The organism is Johnsonella ignava ATCC 51276 (assembly GCF_000235445.1).
GTDB classification, from domain to species: domain Bacteria; phylum Bacillota; class Clostridia; order Lachnospirales; family Lachnospiraceae; genus Johnsonella; species Johnsonella ignava.
Genome location: NZ_JH378830.1, coordinates 296329 through 311891, shown reverse-complemented (window position 1 = coordinate 311891; position 15563 = coordinate 296329). Strand labels below are relative to the sequence as shown.

Genomic DNA, 15563 nt, shown 5'->3' with positions numbered 1-15563 from the left:
TCGTTATGCGATAATTCTTTAATTTTAACCGTCAATCCATATAATAAAAATTAAAAATAGAAAATTTATAATTAAAGACTGTAACAATGAAAAATATTTTTTTTCGAAGTCATCCATATATTTTTACCTCATTTAAAAATATAGTATTTTTTACCCTATATGAAAAATACCTCTATGGGGATCATACGTTATATAAGCATATATATTTACTATAATTGCAATAAATACAAAAAAAAATGAAGGTATAATTAACGTACACATATAACCTGCTTTTGACTTTTGATTTTTTTCCCATATATGATATCTGTATATATTATACATGGACCATGGTATTAAAAATGCTAAAAATTCAATCGTCATAGTTACCATATCAACTTCTATCAGATTTGAAAAATTCAATTTTGAACCCAGTGTCAATGACAGTACAACAAGAGGCCAAAACAAAATACAATTAAACATAAAATTTATAATTATACTTAATACTGACGAAAAGAAAATTTTTTCAAATATATTCATTTTTATTATATTTCCCCTGTTTATTAAATATAGATTTGTATAGATGATTAGTTAAGAGCTGTTGTATTAAATACATGCTAAAGTATATATCTATATACAACAGCTGTTTAATTAACATATTATAATCGGTTGCTCTTATCAAGCTTTAATTTCCGATTAAACTCCCGTCATTTCCAATAATATAATTGTCAGGTGTTTTTTCATTTATATACATAGAGCCGTACGGCTTTTGAGGATAATACTCTTTTTTCCCCGTTTCGTTATTGTATTTTAAATTTCTCTGAACCTCTGAAAAATAATACCACTTGTTATTTATCATCTGCCAGCCTCTTTCCATAACTCCGGTTTGCGGATTTAGATAATACCGGTATTTATCATTATTATCATGGTACCAGCCCTTTTTAAGACTTCCAAGCATCTTTTCATTCTGAGCTTCAAGGAAATACCATATACCGCTTTCATGTGTTATCCAACCGATTTGCATTACTCCGTTTTCATCAAAACAGTAGGTATTTACAGCACCTGATGCATCTTTAATATCAGCCTATGCTCTTTTAATCCTGCTTTTATCCTTTAATTCAAATGCCCATTTTTTCCTGTCATTATCAAGACTTATCCACTTTCCGCCTTCAGTTTCGGAAGCAGATTTATGTGCATATATAATTTTAGATAAAGAGTTAGTTGAACTGCTTGATGAATATACGCCATCACTTTTCGAATCACCTATTTTTTTATCCTTGGAATAATTTTTATTATTCTCGGCATGATTATCGGACGTATTATCCGGTATATCATTTATATTGCCCTGAGGTGTATTATCACTGCCTCCGTCATCGGTTTTGGCAGGTTCATATACAGTATATAAGATCATCTGTTGCTTTATAGGTACATCTGTTCCTGTTTTTTTATGACCTTCTTTGTCCTTTGACAGTCCGGCAAAATTATATACAATGCCCGTTGCAGGCTCGGTATATATTTTATCTATATCAAGGGCAAGCATATTATATTCAGGAGTATTCTCCAGTGTCTGCCCCGATATTACATTCAGTACATTAACTTTTGCCTGTGAATATTTTTCGCCGGGCAGAGCACTAACTATTGCAACTCTGTTTGTGTCCTTATACGAGATAAGAATTTTACTGCCTATATCTGAGGTAAAGTCAAAACTTCCTGTAAAATACGGTGTATTAAGCTTTGTATGTGAAACAGCTTCATTAAATACAACAGAGTATTTAAGTTCCCTGCCTTCCTCAAGAACGGCACGATCTTCCTCATTGCTTATTAAAGCTGTTTTTAAGTCTGTATAATCACTGTTTTCCTCTCCCCATACATTTATTGCAAAGTTTCCGCTTTTGGATTCATAAACAACTCCCGCCTTTGAAGCATTTGAATCGCTTGCTAAAGGAGTTTCTTCATAAACTGCATTTAATCTTATATCCGATTTATTTACCGTTATTACCTGAGTTCTTTCATTCCTGTTTAAATTTATATCTCCATATGCAAGGTCCCGGTATTTAAACTTAAATCCCGACCTATATTCAGGTGCCGTGATCTCAGCCTTATCTCCTTCATTTACCGGGCTTCTTCAGGAGATGTTACTTCAATTTCTCTGCCGTCTCTTTTAATAGAAGAGATAAGACCTCCGTTTCCCATATTAAGCGTATATCCGGGTTCAAGTAAATCCTTTCTTGGGCTTTCAGGAAGCTTAAGCTCCGAATAGTCTTGTGGAGTAAGTGTATAGTCATGTAAATTATTATCACATTAACTATATTTTTATGTATTTTTCCACAAGATTAAATAAAGTACTAATTCTATAATAAATATAGTAAGTACCAGTATAATCATTGTGATTATATAGTTTTTGAGATTATATAATTTACTGTTTTCTTTACACCATACATTTAATCTTATTAAATTATACATTCCCATTCCTCCCCAAAACATAATATTAGCATAAAATAATAAATATTCCCTAATATTACTCTTAGTATATTCGGCATATGAATTATTATATGCTAATTCTTTAATTTTATAATTAATCCATATAATAAAAAGTAAAAATAACAAATTTATAATTGAAGTCTGTTTCAATGAAAAATATTTTTTTTCAAAATCATCCATATATTTATACCTCGTATAATATTATAGTAATTTTTCCATTACATTATAAAATGTGGACCGGGACCGTTCCTTATATAGTCATATATAGATATTATAATTACAATGAGACTAATACAAAAGGAAGGTATAACAAGTGTGCAAATATAGATTTTTTTTGATTTTTGGAATTTTTCCCATATATGATATCTGTATATATTATATATGGACCATGGCACTAAAAATGCAAGGAATGCTATAATTGTGCTTGCAACATCATATTTTTTCAGTCCTGAAAATCCTGAAAAAGTTAATGCCCATGACAGCCAAAAAAGAGACCAAGCCCAAACGCATCCTAATGTAAAATTTATAATTATACTTACGACTAATGAAAAGAAATGTCTTTCAAATTTATTCATTATATTCCCTCGGTTTCTTAAATGTAGATTTATAGTAATTATATCTACAGCTGTTGTATTTGATATATACATATAACAGTTTATATCAATATACAACAGCTGCTAATTCACATAATATAATCAGTAAGCTTTATCAGGTTTTAATTTCCGATTAAACTCCCGTCATTTCCAATATTATAATTGTCAGGTGTTTTTTCATTTATATACATAGAGCCGTATGGCTTTTGAGGATAATATTCATTTTTCCCCGTTTCGTTATTGTATTTTATATTTCTCTGAACCGCTGAAAAATAATACCACTTGTTATTTATCATCTGCCAGCCTCTTTCCATGACTCCGGTTTGAGGACTTAGATAATACCGGTATGTTTGTAAAATTAAATTCCTTATCCAAAGTTGCATCTTCATTAAAATATCTTATTGAGTAGTCCATCCTGCCGGTATCGGTAACTTTAAGCTTTATATTATAATCTGCATTATCGTCAATACAGAACATCTTTATCTCACCGTTTTTACCGCAAAGATCCATGCAGCCGAATGAAGTACTGTCATTGAAAACTTCTTCGTTGGAGCTAAGCACCTTACCGTCTTTAGATATTTCCGCATCTACAGGGCATGCAACCCTTATAACTATAAATCTTGTAGGGTCGTACTTGGGAATTACTATATCGGATGAGCCTTTTGCAAGTATATCAATTATCCAATTCACTGAATTACGGCTTGCCGCCTCCGTTCCTTATGATGGATTAAAGCCTATAACTCCCGTATGATTTGTTTGAAAAGCTGCAGTTCTTACGGACGGAAGATTATCAAGATATCCAATCATATTTTCAGAACTTAAAGGTACGGTTCCATCACCTCCATTGTCATATGTTAAATTAGTAATACCATTTTCATCATAGGTTAATCCTGTAACAGTTTTTTCTCCCGTACCTATGACAAAATAAGATTTATCCAGTGTTGCCAGTATATTGGTATTATTTCTTATGATTGAATTATGAAAACCTACAGCTTCATCATATAAATTTTTAAATAGTTTTTTATTTATATCGTAATAATCATCATAAGTCATGCCCACTACCAAAGGCGGCTTAGCTATAAATCCTTCATATTTATATGTTTTAAAAAGACTGCTTACATTACCGGTTGAATTGACTGTCGAATTAAAATACCTTTTTGTGGGCATAAGCTGGGCAATGGAGGGATATGATGTCTTAATGTCTTGTGAAAAACCTCCAAGATACTTCAAAGCAAAATTTTTGAATTCATTTTCTACCTCCTCTAAATTACACAACGAACTTACTTAAAAAGTGATTTAATACAAATATAAAACAAAACTCTGCCATAAAAGCCCTGTAAAAACTGAAATAGAATGTCAATTATGACAGTTAGGTTAAACAAACATATGATATCACTCCAATATACGGCAGTAACTGCAATACAGCCGCTATTATGCATAGAAACCAAAAAACATATCTATGCTATATTTACTGAGTTCCTAAATAAATTGCATTTCCTATAAATAATCAAACTCTTATAAATTAAAAGTGTAATTATTATCTTTAAGTTTAAATATCCTGCTAAAAAAGTCAATTGTATATTATCACGATTTTTTAGCATCTACTTAAAGACAGTCTAAATTATATCAAGCTTTATTGTGTTAATTTTATATAAAATACCTGTGTAATGAGTTAAAAATTTTATATATTATTTAAAAATCATCTTAATTATAGATTTTTTATTCTGAAATCAAATTATTATTTTTAAGTTATTCCTTTATTATATATAAAATTATACTTTAATTTCAAAAAAATATATTAAATGTATATAATATATTCTTGGCATGTAATTTCAGCATATAATTTTATATTTGTAAGTTTTTGTAGGTTTTGTTCTCTCATTGGTAATTTTTTCAACGACTTATATTTTATCATGTAAAATTACAGTTGCATAATAAAAGGAAGAAGCCAAAAACTTCTTCCTTTTATTACGCAACTCTATAATTATAAAATGCTGATTTGTCCAGCCTTATTACATTAAAATTATCTGATTTTAATCCTATATCAAATGATCAGATTTTTATTTTGTTTATAAATAGATCTCATTTTTCGCCCGCATCATGCTTTTCAAATATTTCCTTCATAGTATGCCAGCCAAGCACTGCACATTTTACTCTTGCAGGCATATGTGAAATATCTTTTAATATAGAGGCTTCGTCAAGCTCCTCTATTTCCTTTTCATCCGCCTCACCTTTAATCATGCGTAAAAAAAGATCCGCAATACGCAAGGCTTCTTCTTTTGATTTGCCTATTACAAGGTCAAGCATCATATCAACTGAAGCCTGTGATATAGCACAGCCACTGCCTTCAAAAGAGCCTTTTACTATTTTTCCGTCCTCAATCTTAAGATTAAGTATTATATCATCACCGCAGTTGGGATTAATGCCTTCAAGCGTAAAATTAGCTTCAGGCAATTTATGCTTATATAACGGTCTCATATTGTGTTCCGTAAGGATTTCATTATAAAAAGTATTATCTGCCATAGCCCATCTTCTTTCTAAGCCCCTTTAACGCTTCACAAAATCTTAAAACTTCATCTCTTGTATTATAAAACGCAAGACTTGCCCTTGCCGCACTCATCATACCCAAATGATTTATAAGCGGCTGTGCACAGTGATGCCCCGCTCTTACTGCGATATTTTCAGAGCTTAAAATCTGTGCAATATCATGCGGATGTACATCATCCACTGTAAAAGTGATTATGCCGTGATGTTCTTCAGGTTTTTGTGAACCTACTATATGTACATGTTCTTCATCTTTACATTCATCAAAGACTGTCTTTGTAAGATAAAGCTCCCTCGCTTCTATTTCATCAAAACCTATTTTATTTATATATTCTATTGCAGCTGTAAGCCCTACAGCACCGCCGGCATTTACCGTACCCGCCTCGAATTTATGCGGAACCTGTGCAAATACCGCAAAATCACGATTTACTGATTCTATCATCTCTCCGCCATATAAAAACGGAGGCATCTTTTCAAGTAGCTCACTCTTTCCATACAATGCACCTATACCCATAGGAGCAAGCATTTTATGCCCTGAAAATGCAAGAAAATCAATATCGAGGTCTTTTACATCAATCTTTATATGCGGTACGCTCTGTGCACCGTCAAGCACCACAACCGCTCCTGCGGCATGTGCTTCTTTTGTAAATTCCTTTATAGGATTTTTTCTTCCGAGTACATTTGATATATGGGTTATCGCAACAATTTTAGTATTTTTTGTAATTGCTTTTTTAAATGTCTCAAGACTTATGTTTCCATCACTTTCACATTCAAGAAATCTAAGCACCGCCCCCTTTTTTTTTGCAACATACTGCCATGGCAACAGATTGCTGTGATGCTCGGTTATACTTACAAGTATCTCGTCTCCCTCTTTTATAAACTCCATACCGTATGAATATGCAACAAGGTTAAGACTTTCACTGGCATTTCTTGTAAATATTATATTATGTGTTTCAGGAGAATTTATAAATTCTGCCGCCATTTTTCTGGCTTTTTCATAAGCTTCAGTAGCTCTAATACTTAAATCATAAAGCCCCCTCATAGGATTGGCATTTTCTTTTTCATAATAGTTTTTAACCGCTTCAAGTACGCTGTATGGTTTTTGTGAAGTCGCCGCATTGTCAAGATAGGCAAGTCCGGTTTGTGATATTAAAGGAAAATCCTTTCTAATGTCATTATCACTGTATTTAAAATTAAAATTCTTCATAAGACACACCTCCGGTAAGCTCATGTATTCTGTCAACTGTAAGCCTGTCTCCTATCTTTTGGCACAGTTCTTCTATCCTTGCCTTTGCCATTATCTCATAAATTTCTTTTTCGGAGATGCCTCTTGACTTCATATAAAATAAAAGTTCATCATCAAGTTTGCCTATGGTTGCACCATGTGCTCCCTCAACGTCTTCCTCACCGCAAAGAATCACAGGTATACTTTTATTTATAACATCATCATCAATTAAAAGAACCTCCTCAGTTTCTCTGCCGCCCGCATTTACAGCACCCTGTACTATATCTATCGTTCCTCTGAATATCTTAAATGCCCTGTCTTTAAGTACACCTTTCACCTCTATATCGCTTTGTGTCTTTATCCCGTGATGTCTTGAAAGATAGTTTATATCAAGACGGTCATCTCCTTTTACAAGATATCCGACTTCAGTAAGAAATTTGCTTTCATGTCCTTTTAAATCAATCGATATACCGTCATATGTATTTTTGCCTCCAAGCAGGAGCTTAGTTATATTAAAATCAGAACTGTCTTTATTAATGCTGCCAAGGTCATTTACAAATGTAAAATTCCCTTCCATTCTCTGTACCTGTATTATATGAAGCGAAGCATTTTCACAAAGCCTCACTCTTGTCTGCACAGCACCGAAACCGCCGTCTATACCGTTATTTGAAAGTGAATAATCCATTATAACTTTTAATGAGGCACCCGGTTCAATATCAAACTCTATAATGCCGGCAGACTTTTTTTCCATATCGAAATTAAAATCAATTCTTAAAATCTCATCTATTTTTACACCCTTTGCTACACTGAATCTATGTATGGTGAGGTCCTTTGAGTTTATAAGTTTACTAAAATCCTCACCCAAACCTGTGGAAATCTCAGAAAGTTCCGAATTTTGCACGCTCTCATACAGCACGCTTTCAGGCTTACTGAAACTAACCGCCGATTCAGATAAAATATCCGCATTTAGCGAAGACTGGTTTACCTTAAGCCAGTTCCATGTAGGTGAAGGCATTTTATTAATTATCATATCCATATACTTACTCCTATCCTATGCTGCCTATCATTTCAAGTCTTATGAGGTTATTCATTTCAACTGCGTACTCAAGCGGCAATTCTTTAGATACATTATCAGCAAAACCGCTTACTATAAGAGCTTTTGCATCCTCCTCGGAAAGCCCCCTTGACATAAGGTAAAATATAGAATCATCACTTATTCTTCCTATACTTGCCTCATGACCTACATCCGCATCCTTTGTACGTATATCCATAGCCGGAATAGTATCTGATCTTGATATATTGTCAAGCATCAGAGACTGGCATGAAACTGCACTTTTTGAATTTTTTGCATGCTTTGCTATAACTACCGAACTTCTATAAGTATTTATACCTCCGCTTTTTGAAATTGATCTTATATTTATAAATGAAGATGTATTTGGAGCATTATGAAGGATTTTTGCACCTGTATCAAGGTTCTGACCCTCTCCTGCAAAAGTTACTCCTGTAAACTCCGCCTTTGCACCGCTTCCGTTTAATATACTCATAGGATAAAGATAGGAAACCTTTGAGCCGAATGAACCTGAAACCCACTCAATAGCACCGCCCTCTTCAACTATGGCTCTTTTTGTATTGAGATTGTACATATTCTTTGACCAGTTTTCTATAGTAGAATACCTCACTCTGGCATTTTTCTTTACAAATATCTCAACCGCTCCGGCATGAAGATTTGCAACATTATACTTAGGTGCAGAACAGCCTTCTATAAAGTGGAGATAGGCACCTTCATCAACAATTATAAGTGTATGCTCAAATTGCCCCGCACCCGGAGCATTTAACCTGAAATATGATTGAAGCGGTATATCTACATTAACCCCCGGAGGCACATATACAAAGGAACCACCTGACCATACCGCACCGTGAAGAGCTGCAAACTTATGATCTCCCGGAGTTATAAGCTTCATAAAATATTTTTTAACCATATCTGCATATTTGCCGTGCAGAGAACTTTCAAAATCAGTATATATAACGCCCATAGCGGCAACTTCTTCCTTTACGCTATGGTATACAAGCTCCGAATCAAACTGTGCACCTACACCTGCAAGTGAGGTTCTTTCAGCCTCAGGGATACCGAGTCTTTCAAATGTGATTTTTATATCATCCGGAACCTCTGACCAGTCCCCTTTCATGTCAGTATTCGGTCTTACATATGTAACTATATTATCCATGTTCAGTTCATCAATTGAAGGACCCCAATCCGGAACCGGCATCTTATTATATATATTAAGTGATTTTAATCTGAACTCTTTCATCCATTCAGGATCATTTTTTTCTTTTGAAATCTGCTTTACTATCTCAGGTGTAAGACCGCCTTCAACTCTAAAAAAATCCTTTTCTTCAAATCTAAAATCATATATACTGCGGTCAATATCATCTACATAAGTTTTTTCCTTTGTATTTACTTCTTTTAAATTCACAGTTTTTAAATCAATTCCCTTATGTTTTTGTCCGTCATTTTTCGCATGTATTTCTGAATTGATATCAATTCTTTTTTCAACAGGTTCTTTTACCATGATATCCTCCTACGCATTTGCAAGGTAACGCTCAAAACCTTCAGCATTAATTTTTTCTATAAGTGAGGCATCCGACGTATCTACAATTCTTCCATTTACCATTATATGCACTACATCTACTTTAAGAGACTGCAATATACGTGTACTATGTGTAATTATAAGGAGAGTTCCGTCCATATTTTCCTTGTATTCCCTTACGCCTTCAGATACTATCCTTACCGCATCAACATCAAGCCCGGAATCCGCCTCATCAAGTATAGCAAGAGTGGGCTTTAACATTAAAAGCTGGAATATCTCGGATTTCTTCTTTTCGCCCCCTGAAAACCCTACATTTAAATCTCTGTCTGCATATTCTTTTCCCATCTGGAGTATATCCAGAGTTTCTTCCACTTTTCTCCTGAACTGCATAAATTTTATACGTTCACCGCTTATCTGTTCACCGGCAGTTCTTACAAAATTACTTAATGAAACCCCGGGAACCTCAAGCGGATTCTGAAATGAGAGGTATATACCGGCTTTTGCTCTTTTATCAGGAGATTCATCATTGATCTCCTCACCTTTGTACAGTATTCTTCCTGCTGTTACTTCAAATTTGGGATTACCCATAATTGCATGTCCGAGCGTTGACTTTCCTGCACCGTTAGGACCCATGATAACATGAGTCTCACCTTTGTTTATTTTAAGGCTAATGTCATGGAGAATCTGTTTCTCCTCTATCTTTACATCAACTCCTTCAAGTTTTAATAATTCCATATAAATTTCCTCCTGGATTGTATTTATTTTAATATTAAATATATAATATTTCTTATGCATTATTTCTGAATTTGTTTTTAAATATAAAAGCAAATAAATAGCATACAACTATATTACACATTATATATCTTGGTGCGTTTAAATGCAAGTTAAATTCATACTATTTTAGTAGGGATTGTTAGGAAGCCCTAATCTTATACATAAAAAGTGATAATACAGCTTATTTATGTTGTTATCTTTATAATTAATAACTGTTATTCTCTCTATATATAAACCAGTTATATGTACTATTTTAATAAATCAGGTCTATACTTAAGTGTTCTTTTTATGGATTCTCTCGTTCTCCACTCTGATATATTTTTATGATGACCGCTAAGCAGCACTTCAGGTACGTGAAGTCCCCTGTATACTTCAGGTCTGGTATATTGCGGATATTCAAGCAAGTCTTTTTCAAATGTTTCAAAATCGGTGCTGCTGCTGCTTAATACTCCAGGAACCATCCTGCTTACACAATCTATAACTGTAAGTGCCGGAAGTTCCCCCCCTGTAAGCACATAGTCCCCTACTGAGATACTTTCCGCCTGTGTTATCTCAATCGCCCTTTCGTCTATTCCTTCATAATGCCCGCATAGAAGTACTATCTCCTCGCTGAGAGCAAGCTCTTTTGCTGTTTTTTGATTAAAAACCTTTCCCTGCGGACTCATATATATAAGCCTGAGTCTTTTTCCTACTCTTTCACACAGTGCATCATATGCCTCGCATATAGGCTCCGCCTGCATTACCATACCTGCACCGCCCCCATAAGGATAATCATCTACATGCCTGTGTTTATCCTTTGTGTAATCACGTATATTTAAGGCTTCCACAGATATATACCCTCCGGTCTGTGCCCTGCCTATTATACTTTGTTTTGTCATATAATCAAATATTTCAGGAAAGAGTGTCAGTATATAAAATTTCATCATTTCACCTTATCTCGTATATATTTATAATGCCGGTTTTAATATTTTTTATAATATTTACTTTTAATACCGCTTTATAAAAAAAGAATACCTCTATGTCTGCATAAATTTTTATAAATTTTAAAAATCCGTCTGCAATATTTGCTACTTAAAGCTATTTTCTTCAATACTCTTTTGAAACCTATAAATCAAGAAGCCCGTCTATAAGTTCCACTTTTATTACACCTGATTGCAGGTCAACATCAAGTATACACTGTTTTATATACGGTATAAGAAGATTTTTTTTATCAGTTCTTTTTACTTCCATAACATAGTTTGCACCTGTAGGAAACATATTTTCCACTATACCCAGAAGTTCATTTTCGGAAGTAACCACATTTAAACCTATAAGATCGGCTATATAATGTTCATTTTCCTTTAAAGGTGTAGCATCCTTTCTGTCAACGAATATATCCGCATTTTTATAATTTTTCATATCTTCAGGTGTATCTATACCTTCAAATTTACATATTACAAGATTTTTAAAATATCTTGCGGATATCACTGAAGTGCACAATTCAATGCCGTCCTTTATTATGTAGACTTTTTTTATTTTAGAAAAACGCTTAGGGTCATCTCCGGTAGGAAAAATTTTTGCTTCTCCTTTTATACCATGTGTATTTGCAATTACTCCTATTCTTAGTCTTTTTACCGGTCTTTCATTTTTTTCATCTTCCATTTATATTTACAATCCCTCATATTATCATTGTAGCCGTCCTATTTTTATTTTTATAAAAAATATATCTTATACAGTACTGCTTATTTTCAGCTGCAAACCATTTATATACTTTTATAAAAAGCCCCGGAATTATTCCGGAGCTTTAACTGGCTGCTTATGGCAGTTTATTTTATTTCTAAAATCACTTTTTTATCAAGCTTTGCCGATGCTGCCTTTACAACTGAACGTATGGCTTTTGCTATCTTGCCTGACTTGCCTATTACTTTTCCCATATCATCAGGATGTACACTGAGTTCAATAAGTATCTCTTCATCACCCTCAGTTTCAACTATAACAACCTCATCAGGTCTGTCAACCAATGCTTTTGCAATTATTTCCACTGTCTCTTTCACAGCATATCCTCCTTTCCTTATATGGAAAGATTTTATTTATTTTAAAATACCTGCAGTTTTTAAAAGTACGGCAACTCTATCAGTGGGCTGAGCACCGTTTGCAATCCATTTTTTTGCAGCTTCTTCATCAAATTTTATTACACTTGGTTCCTTTGTAGGATCATAATATCCTATCTCCTCAATAAATCTTCCGTCTCTGGGTGATCTCGCATCTGCCACTACAACCCTGTAAAACGGTGCCTTCTTTTGTCCTAATCTTTTTAATCTCATTTTTACTGCCATGGTAAAAACTCCTTTTCTAAAATTTTATATTTTTATTCAAACTACACATTATTATAAAGTGTATATTTTATTATATTTAAAACTGTATATGATTTTCAGACTTTCTTTTCTAAGCTTAAAACTATACAGTCTTTTAAACTTTCTTATGCTGAATTATAAAGCCTTTACCGGACTGTTGTTTTTTAACTATAAAAACATATAATATCTCAGCTTAGGTTTTATAGCAGCTTTATATAGGAAATCTAAACTTTCCACCACCGAAAAGTCCGCCAAATCCGCCGCCTTTTCTTTTCCCTCCGGTCATGCCTGAAAACTGCTTCATCATCTTTTTCATCTGTTCAAACTGTTTTACAATCCTGTTGACCTCACTTATATTAACACCGGCACCCTTTGCAATCCTGTTTTTTCTTGAAGGATTTAATACTGCCGGATCGGTTCTTTCCTTGACGTTCATGCTTAAAATAATAGCTTCAACTCTTGAAAATTGCTTTTCATCAGGCTGCAGACCTCCTGCAGGAAGGTTCATACCGCCTATGCCCGGAAGCATATTTAAAATTCCTCCAAGATCCCCCATTTTTTTGATCTGTTGTAACTGTTCAAGGAAATCGTTAAAGTCAAATTCTGCTTTCTGCAATTTTCTGCTGATCTGCTTTACTTTATCAGCATCCATCTCTGCTTCAGCCTTTTCTATAAGACTCAGTATGTCGCCCATACCAAGTATTCTTCCTGCCATCCTGTCAGGGTGAAAAACCTCCAGATCTGAAAGTTTTTCTCCCATACCTACATATAATATGGGTTTTCCTGTAACTGCTTTTATTGAAAGTGCCGCACCGCCTCTTGTATCTCCATCAAGTTTTGTAACAATTATGCCGTCAAGCTCAATTTTATCATTAAAACTTTCCGCAACATTCACGGCATCCTGACCTGTCATAGCATCGACTACAAGCAATGTCTGATTCACATTAATATTTTTCTTTATATCGGCAAGTTCATCCATCATCTTTTCATCTATATGAAGCCTTCCTGCCGTATCAAGTATAAGTATATTATTGTGGTTCTTTTTTGCGTGCTCAAGTGCCGCTTTAGCTATATCTACAGGTGAGAGATTGTTGCCCATCGAAAATACCGGAATATTTTGCTTTTCACCATTTATTTTAAGCTGTTCTACGGCAGCAGGTCTGTAAACATCACATGCCACAAGCAGCGGTGTATTTCCCTTTGATTTAAGCTTTCCTGCAAGTTTTGCGGCAGTTGTGGTTTTACCTGCACCCTGAAGACCTGCCATCATTATTACAGTTATCTCTCCCTGCGGCTGCATTATTATTTCCTTAGTCTCTGAACCTATCAGTTTTATAAGCTCTTCATTTACTATCTTTATAACATGCTGTGCCGGAGTAAGCGATTCAAGAACCTCCGTCCCTACCGCCCTTTCCTGTATATCTGCTACAAATTTTTTTACAACCTTAAAATTAACATCCGCCTCAAGAAGTGCCATACGCACCTCTTTAAGAGCAGCTTTAACATCCGCCTCCGACAGCTTTCCCTTGCCCCTCAGAGACTTAAATATATTTTGAAGCTTTTCGCTTAAGCTTTCAAATGCCATACATACTCCTTTTATAAAATATCATGCGTATAACAAAAAAGCCGCCTATCTCCTACTGTATATCCATAATCATCTGTGCAAGCCTGTCAAGTTCTTTAAGCATACTGCCTGTTTCAGAATCTTGGTTTTTTAAAGAAGACTCAAGCAAAATCTGAGATATATCTTTTATCTTTTCTGCAAGTTTTTTTGTGGTTATAAACTTGTCTACAAGACCCAGCTGATTTTCATACTCCATAAGTATATGAGAGCATCTTTTTATCATATCCGATACACTCTGTCTTGATACACCTTCATCTCTGGCAACTTCACTTATTGAGTAATCATTTAAGACCACTTCTTCGTAAATTCTTTTCTGGTTCAGCGTAAGCAGCCCTCCATAAAAATCATATAAAAGTGCCTGATTTAGAAAATTTTCCATATAAATATCCGCCTGCCACAAAATATTACAGCTAATGCCGTTCTTATCCGACCTATATGTATAAGTACCTAATTTGATTTTACTGAGGGTTGTATTTCTGAACCCCACATATAATAAATTAAAAGCCTGTATATGTCAAGCACTTTCACTTGACATATACAGGCTTACTTTTAATCGGTAAAATATACTCAGTCTTTTTTCTGTGCATACTTTATTTAAATTATTCCCGACTTTAACTATATTATTTTTTAGGTACGGCTTTGTTCCATGAACCGTCTGCATTTACAGTATATCCGTCAGGAGTAACAGTATTTGTGAGCATGCCTCCGTCGGGACCAAGGTAATACCATACACCTTTCCACTCTGTCCATGCATTATACCACATAGCTCCGCCCCCGTCCAGATAGTACCATTTTCCATTCCACTGAACCCAAGCTATTTTTACCATGTAGCCGTCTTCTTTAAAGAAATACCAAACTCCATAGTCCTTAACCCATGTATTTGCAGGCCATGAACCGTCAGCCTTCTTAAGCCACCAGCCCTTGCTGTCTTTAATCCATGTTCCGTTTTCAGCTTTTAAATTATTTGAACTTGAAACTGAACGTGCACCTGTAATGGTACCGCCGCCGCTGCGACCTCCGCCGCCTCCGCCGCCTCCGCCGCCGCCTGAATTATTAGGCGTATTTGGTGTAGATGGTCTTGGCGTGGAACCTGTAGCCGCTGATGTATTAATCTGCGTTGAATTAACTGCCGCTATAAAAGCAAATGCACTTAAAGCACCTACAGCGCTGACTGCTAAAGCAGCCAAAAGTTTTCTCATCTTAATCATTATGTATTCCTCCTTTTTTACTGTGAAATTATAAATTATAATGCAGATTATTTCCAGTACATTTTTCTTACACTTTCTGTAATAAAACTTTACTTTTATTAATTTTTACTTACATTTCTACTAAAGTAAAGCGATTATATGTATAACACTTTTTACGGAATCTTCACAATACTGCTCTACTTAGGAAAATAAAATGCTTTTTATTTAAACATAGTCT

19 protein-coding genes and 1 pseudogene are annotated in these 15563 nt (G+C 34.4%); all 20 read right to left on the bottom strand.

The genetic code is table 11. The annotated features are described in order from the left end of the window. Window positions 1-150: 150 nt before the first annotated feature. A complete protein-coding gene (locus HMPREF9333_RS03850; protein WP_040882157.1) occupies window positions 151-516 on the bottom strand; it encodes a hypothetical protein in 366 nt (121 codons plus the stop codon). 145 nt (window positions 517-661) lie between these two features. Further along, the gene (locus HMPREF9333_RS03845) at window positions 662-1000 is read right to left on the bottom strand and encodes a hypothetical protein (protein ID WP_005539933.1); all 339 of its coding nucleotides are present in this window, start codon (window positions 998-1000) and stop codon (window positions 662-664) included. A gap of 60 nt (window positions 1001-1060) precedes the next feature. Continuing rightward, on the bottom strand, window positions 1061-1516 hold the full coding sequence (locus tag HMPREF9333_RS03840) for a hypothetical protein (RefSeq protein WP_005539930.1): 456 nt from the start codon (window positions 1514-1516) through the stop codon (window positions 1061-1063). Window positions 1517-2289: 773 nt separating this feature from the next. Further along, on the bottom strand, window positions 2290-2637 hold the full coding sequence (locus HMPREF9333_RS03835) for a hypothetical protein (RefSeq protein ID WP_040882155.1): 348 nt from the start codon (window positions 2635-2637) through the stop codon (window positions 2290-2292). A 38-nt stretch (window positions 2638-2675) separates the two neighbouring features. Continuing rightward, complete coding sequence (locus HMPREF9333_RS03830; protein WP_040882153.1) at window positions 2676-3032, bottom strand: hypothetical protein; 357 nt, start codon at window positions 3030-3032, stop codon at window positions 2676-2678. 140 nt (window positions 3033-3172) lie between these two features. Then, window positions 3173-3346 (bottom strand): hypothetical protein, encoded by a 174-nt coding sequence (locus tag HMPREF9333_RS12500; RefSeq protein WP_005539928.1) that lies wholly within the window; start codon window positions 3344-3346, stop codon window positions 3173-3175. Next, window positions 3336-3740: a hypothetical protein gene (locus HMPREF9333_RS03825; RefSeq protein ID WP_005539926.1), complete on the bottom strand. Its 405-nt coding sequence runs from the start codon at window positions 3738-3740 to the stop codon at window positions 3336-3338. Before HMPREF9333_RS03825 ends, HMPREF9333_RS12500 begins: the two co-directional genes overlap by 11 nt. 27 nt (window positions 3741-3767) lie before the next feature. Continuing rightward, on the bottom strand, window positions 3768-4325 hold the full coding sequence (locus HMPREF9333_RS03820; protein WP_005539925.1) for a hypothetical protein: 558 nt from the start codon (window positions 4323-4325) through the stop codon (window positions 3768-3770). 807 nt (window positions 4326-5132) lie between these two features. Further along, on the bottom strand, window positions 5133-5573 hold the full coding sequence (gene sufU, locus HMPREF9333_RS03815) for a Fe-S cluster assembly sulfur transfer protein SufU (RefSeq protein WP_005539924.1): 441 nt from the start codon (window positions 5571-5573) through the stop codon (window positions 5133-5135). Continuing rightward, a complete protein-coding gene (locus HMPREF9333_RS03810; protein WP_005539923.1) occupies window positions 5563-6801 on the bottom strand; it encodes an aminotransferase class V-fold PLP-dependent enzyme in 1239 nt (412 codons plus the stop codon). The genes sufU and HMPREF9333_RS03810 overlap by 11 nt, the downstream gene beginning before the upstream one ends. Further along, entirely contained in the window at window positions 6788-7855 is a 1068-nt protein-coding gene (locus HMPREF9333_RS03805; protein WP_005539922.1) for a SufB/SufD family protein, read from the bottom strand. The genes HMPREF9333_RS03810 and HMPREF9333_RS03805 overlap by 14 nt, the downstream gene beginning before the upstream one ends. A 10-nt stretch (window positions 7856-7865) precedes the next feature. Next, window positions 7866-9389: a Fe-S cluster assembly protein SufB gene (gene sufB / locus HMPREF9333_RS03800; RefSeq protein ID WP_005539920.1), complete on the bottom strand. Its 1524-nt coding sequence runs from the start codon at window positions 9387-9389 to the stop codon at window positions 7866-7868. A 9-nt stretch (window positions 9390-9398) separates the two neighbouring features. After that, on the bottom strand, window positions 9399-10142 hold the full coding sequence (sufC, locus tag HMPREF9333_RS03795) for a Fe-S cluster assembly ATPase SufC (protein ID WP_005539919.1): 744 nt from the start codon (window positions 10140-10142) through the stop codon (window positions 9399-9401). A 290-nt stretch (window positions 10143-10432) separates the two neighbouring features. Then, window positions 10433-11104: pseudogene (gene trmD / locus HMPREF9333_RS03790) on the bottom strand (tRNA (guanosine(37)-N1)-methyltransferase TrmD); the annotation flags it as partial. A 181-nt stretch (window positions 11105-11285) separates the two neighbouring features. Then, a complete protein-coding gene (gene rimM / locus HMPREF9333_RS03785; RefSeq protein WP_005539916.1) occupies window positions 11286-11822 on the bottom strand; it encodes a ribosome maturation factor RimM in 537 nt (178 codons plus the stop codon). A gap of 164 nt (window positions 11823-11986) precedes the next feature. Further along, a complete protein-coding gene (locus HMPREF9333_RS03780; protein ID WP_005539915.1) occupies window positions 11987-12214 on the bottom strand; it encodes a KH domain-containing protein in 228 nt (75 codons plus the stop codon). Between the two features lie 36 nt (window positions 12215-12250). Then, the gene (gene rpsP, locus HMPREF9333_RS03775) at window positions 12251-12496 is read right to left on the bottom strand and encodes a 30S ribosomal protein S16 (RefSeq protein ID WP_005539914.1); all 246 of its coding nucleotides are present in this window, start codon (window positions 12494-12496) and stop codon (window positions 12251-12253) included. 229 nt (window positions 12497-12725) lie between these two features. Then, window positions 12726-14099, bottom strand: coding sequence for a signal recognition particle protein (gene ffh, locus HMPREF9333_RS03770; RefSeq protein WP_005539913.1), 1374 nt, complete (start codon window positions 14097-14099; stop codon window positions 12726-12728). Between the two features lie 52 nt (window positions 14100-14151). Further along, window positions 14152-14517: a YlxM family DNA-binding protein gene (ylxM, locus tag HMPREF9333_RS03765; RefSeq protein ID WP_005539912.1), complete on the bottom strand. Its 366-nt coding sequence runs from the start codon at window positions 14515-14517 to the stop codon at window positions 14152-14154. Between the two features lie 241 nt (window positions 14518-14758). Beyond that, window positions 14759-15346, bottom strand: coding sequence for a hypothetical protein (locus HMPREF9333_RS03760; protein ID WP_005539911.1), 588 nt, complete (start codon window positions 15344-15346; stop codon window positions 14759-14761). Window positions 15347-15563 lie beyond the last annotated feature (217 nt).

What these genes read in the sequence shown, in the direction of transcription:
- sufC (WP_005539919.1), bottom strand. Translation starts at nt 10,142, where the DNA reads ATGGAATTATTAAAACTTGAAGGAGTTGATGTAAAGATAGAGGAGAAA.
- ffh (WP_005539913.1), bottom strand. Translation starts at nt 14,099, where the DNA reads ATGGCATTTGAAAGCTTAAGCGAAAAGCTTCAAAATATATTTAAGTCT.
- HMPREF9333_RS03850 (WP_040882157.1), bottom strand. Translation starts at nt 516, where the DNA reads ATGAATATATTTGAAAAAATTTTCTTTTCGTCAGTATTAAGTATAATT.
- HMPREF9333_RS03840 (WP_005539930.1), bottom strand. Translation starts at nt 1,516, where the DNA reads ATGCTTGCCCTTGATATAGATAAAATATATACCGAGCCTGCAACGGGC.
- HMPREF9333_RS12500 (WP_005539928.1), bottom strand. Translation starts at nt 3,346, where the DNA reads ATGATAAATAACAAGTGGTATTATTTTTCAGCGGTTCAGAGAAATATA.
- sufB (WP_005539920.1), bottom strand. Translation starts at nt 9,389, where the DNA reads ATGGTAAAAGAACCTGTTGAAAAAAGAATTGATATCAATTCAGAAATA.
- sufU (WP_005539924.1), bottom strand. Translation starts at nt 5,573, where the DNA reads ATGGCAGATAATACTTTTTATAATGAAATCCTTACGGAACACAATATG.
- rpsP (WP_005539914.1), bottom strand. Translation starts at nt 12,496, where the DNA reads ATGGCAGTAAAAATGAGATTAAAAAGATTAGGACAAAAGAAGGCACCG.
- HMPREF9333_RS03805 (WP_005539922.1), bottom strand. Translation starts at nt 7,855, where the DNA reads ATGGATATGATAATTAATAAAATGCCTTCACCTACATGGAACTGGCTT.
- rimM (WP_005539916.1), bottom strand. Translation starts at nt 11,822, where the DNA reads ATGGAAGATGAAAAAAATGAAAGACCGGTAAAAAGACTAAGAATAGGA.
- HMPREF9333_RS03760 (WP_005539911.1), bottom strand. Translation starts at nt 15,346, where the DNA reads ATGATTAAGATGAGAAAACTTTTGGCTGCTTTAGCAGTCAGCGCTGTA.
- HMPREF9333_RS03830 (WP_040882153.1), bottom strand. Translation starts at nt 3,032, where the DNA reads ATGAATAAATTTGAAAGACATTTCTTTTCATTAGTCGTAAGTATAATT.
- HMPREF9333_RS03810 (WP_005539923.1), bottom strand. Translation starts at nt 6,801, where the DNA reads ATGAAGAATTTTAATTTTAAATACAGTGATAATGACATTAGAAAGGAT.
- HMPREF9333_RS03845 (WP_005539933.1), bottom strand. Translation starts at nt 1,000, where the DNA reads ATGCAAATCGGTTGGATAACACATGAAAGCGGTATATGGTATTTCCTT.
- ylxM (WP_005539912.1), bottom strand. Translation starts at nt 14,517, where the DNA reads ATGGAAAATTTTCTAAATCAGGCACTTTTATATGATTTTTATGGAGGG.
- HMPREF9333_RS03835 (WP_040882155.1), bottom strand. Translation starts at nt 2,637, where the DNA reads ATGGATGATTTTGAAAAAAAATATTTTTCATTGAAACAGACTTCAATT.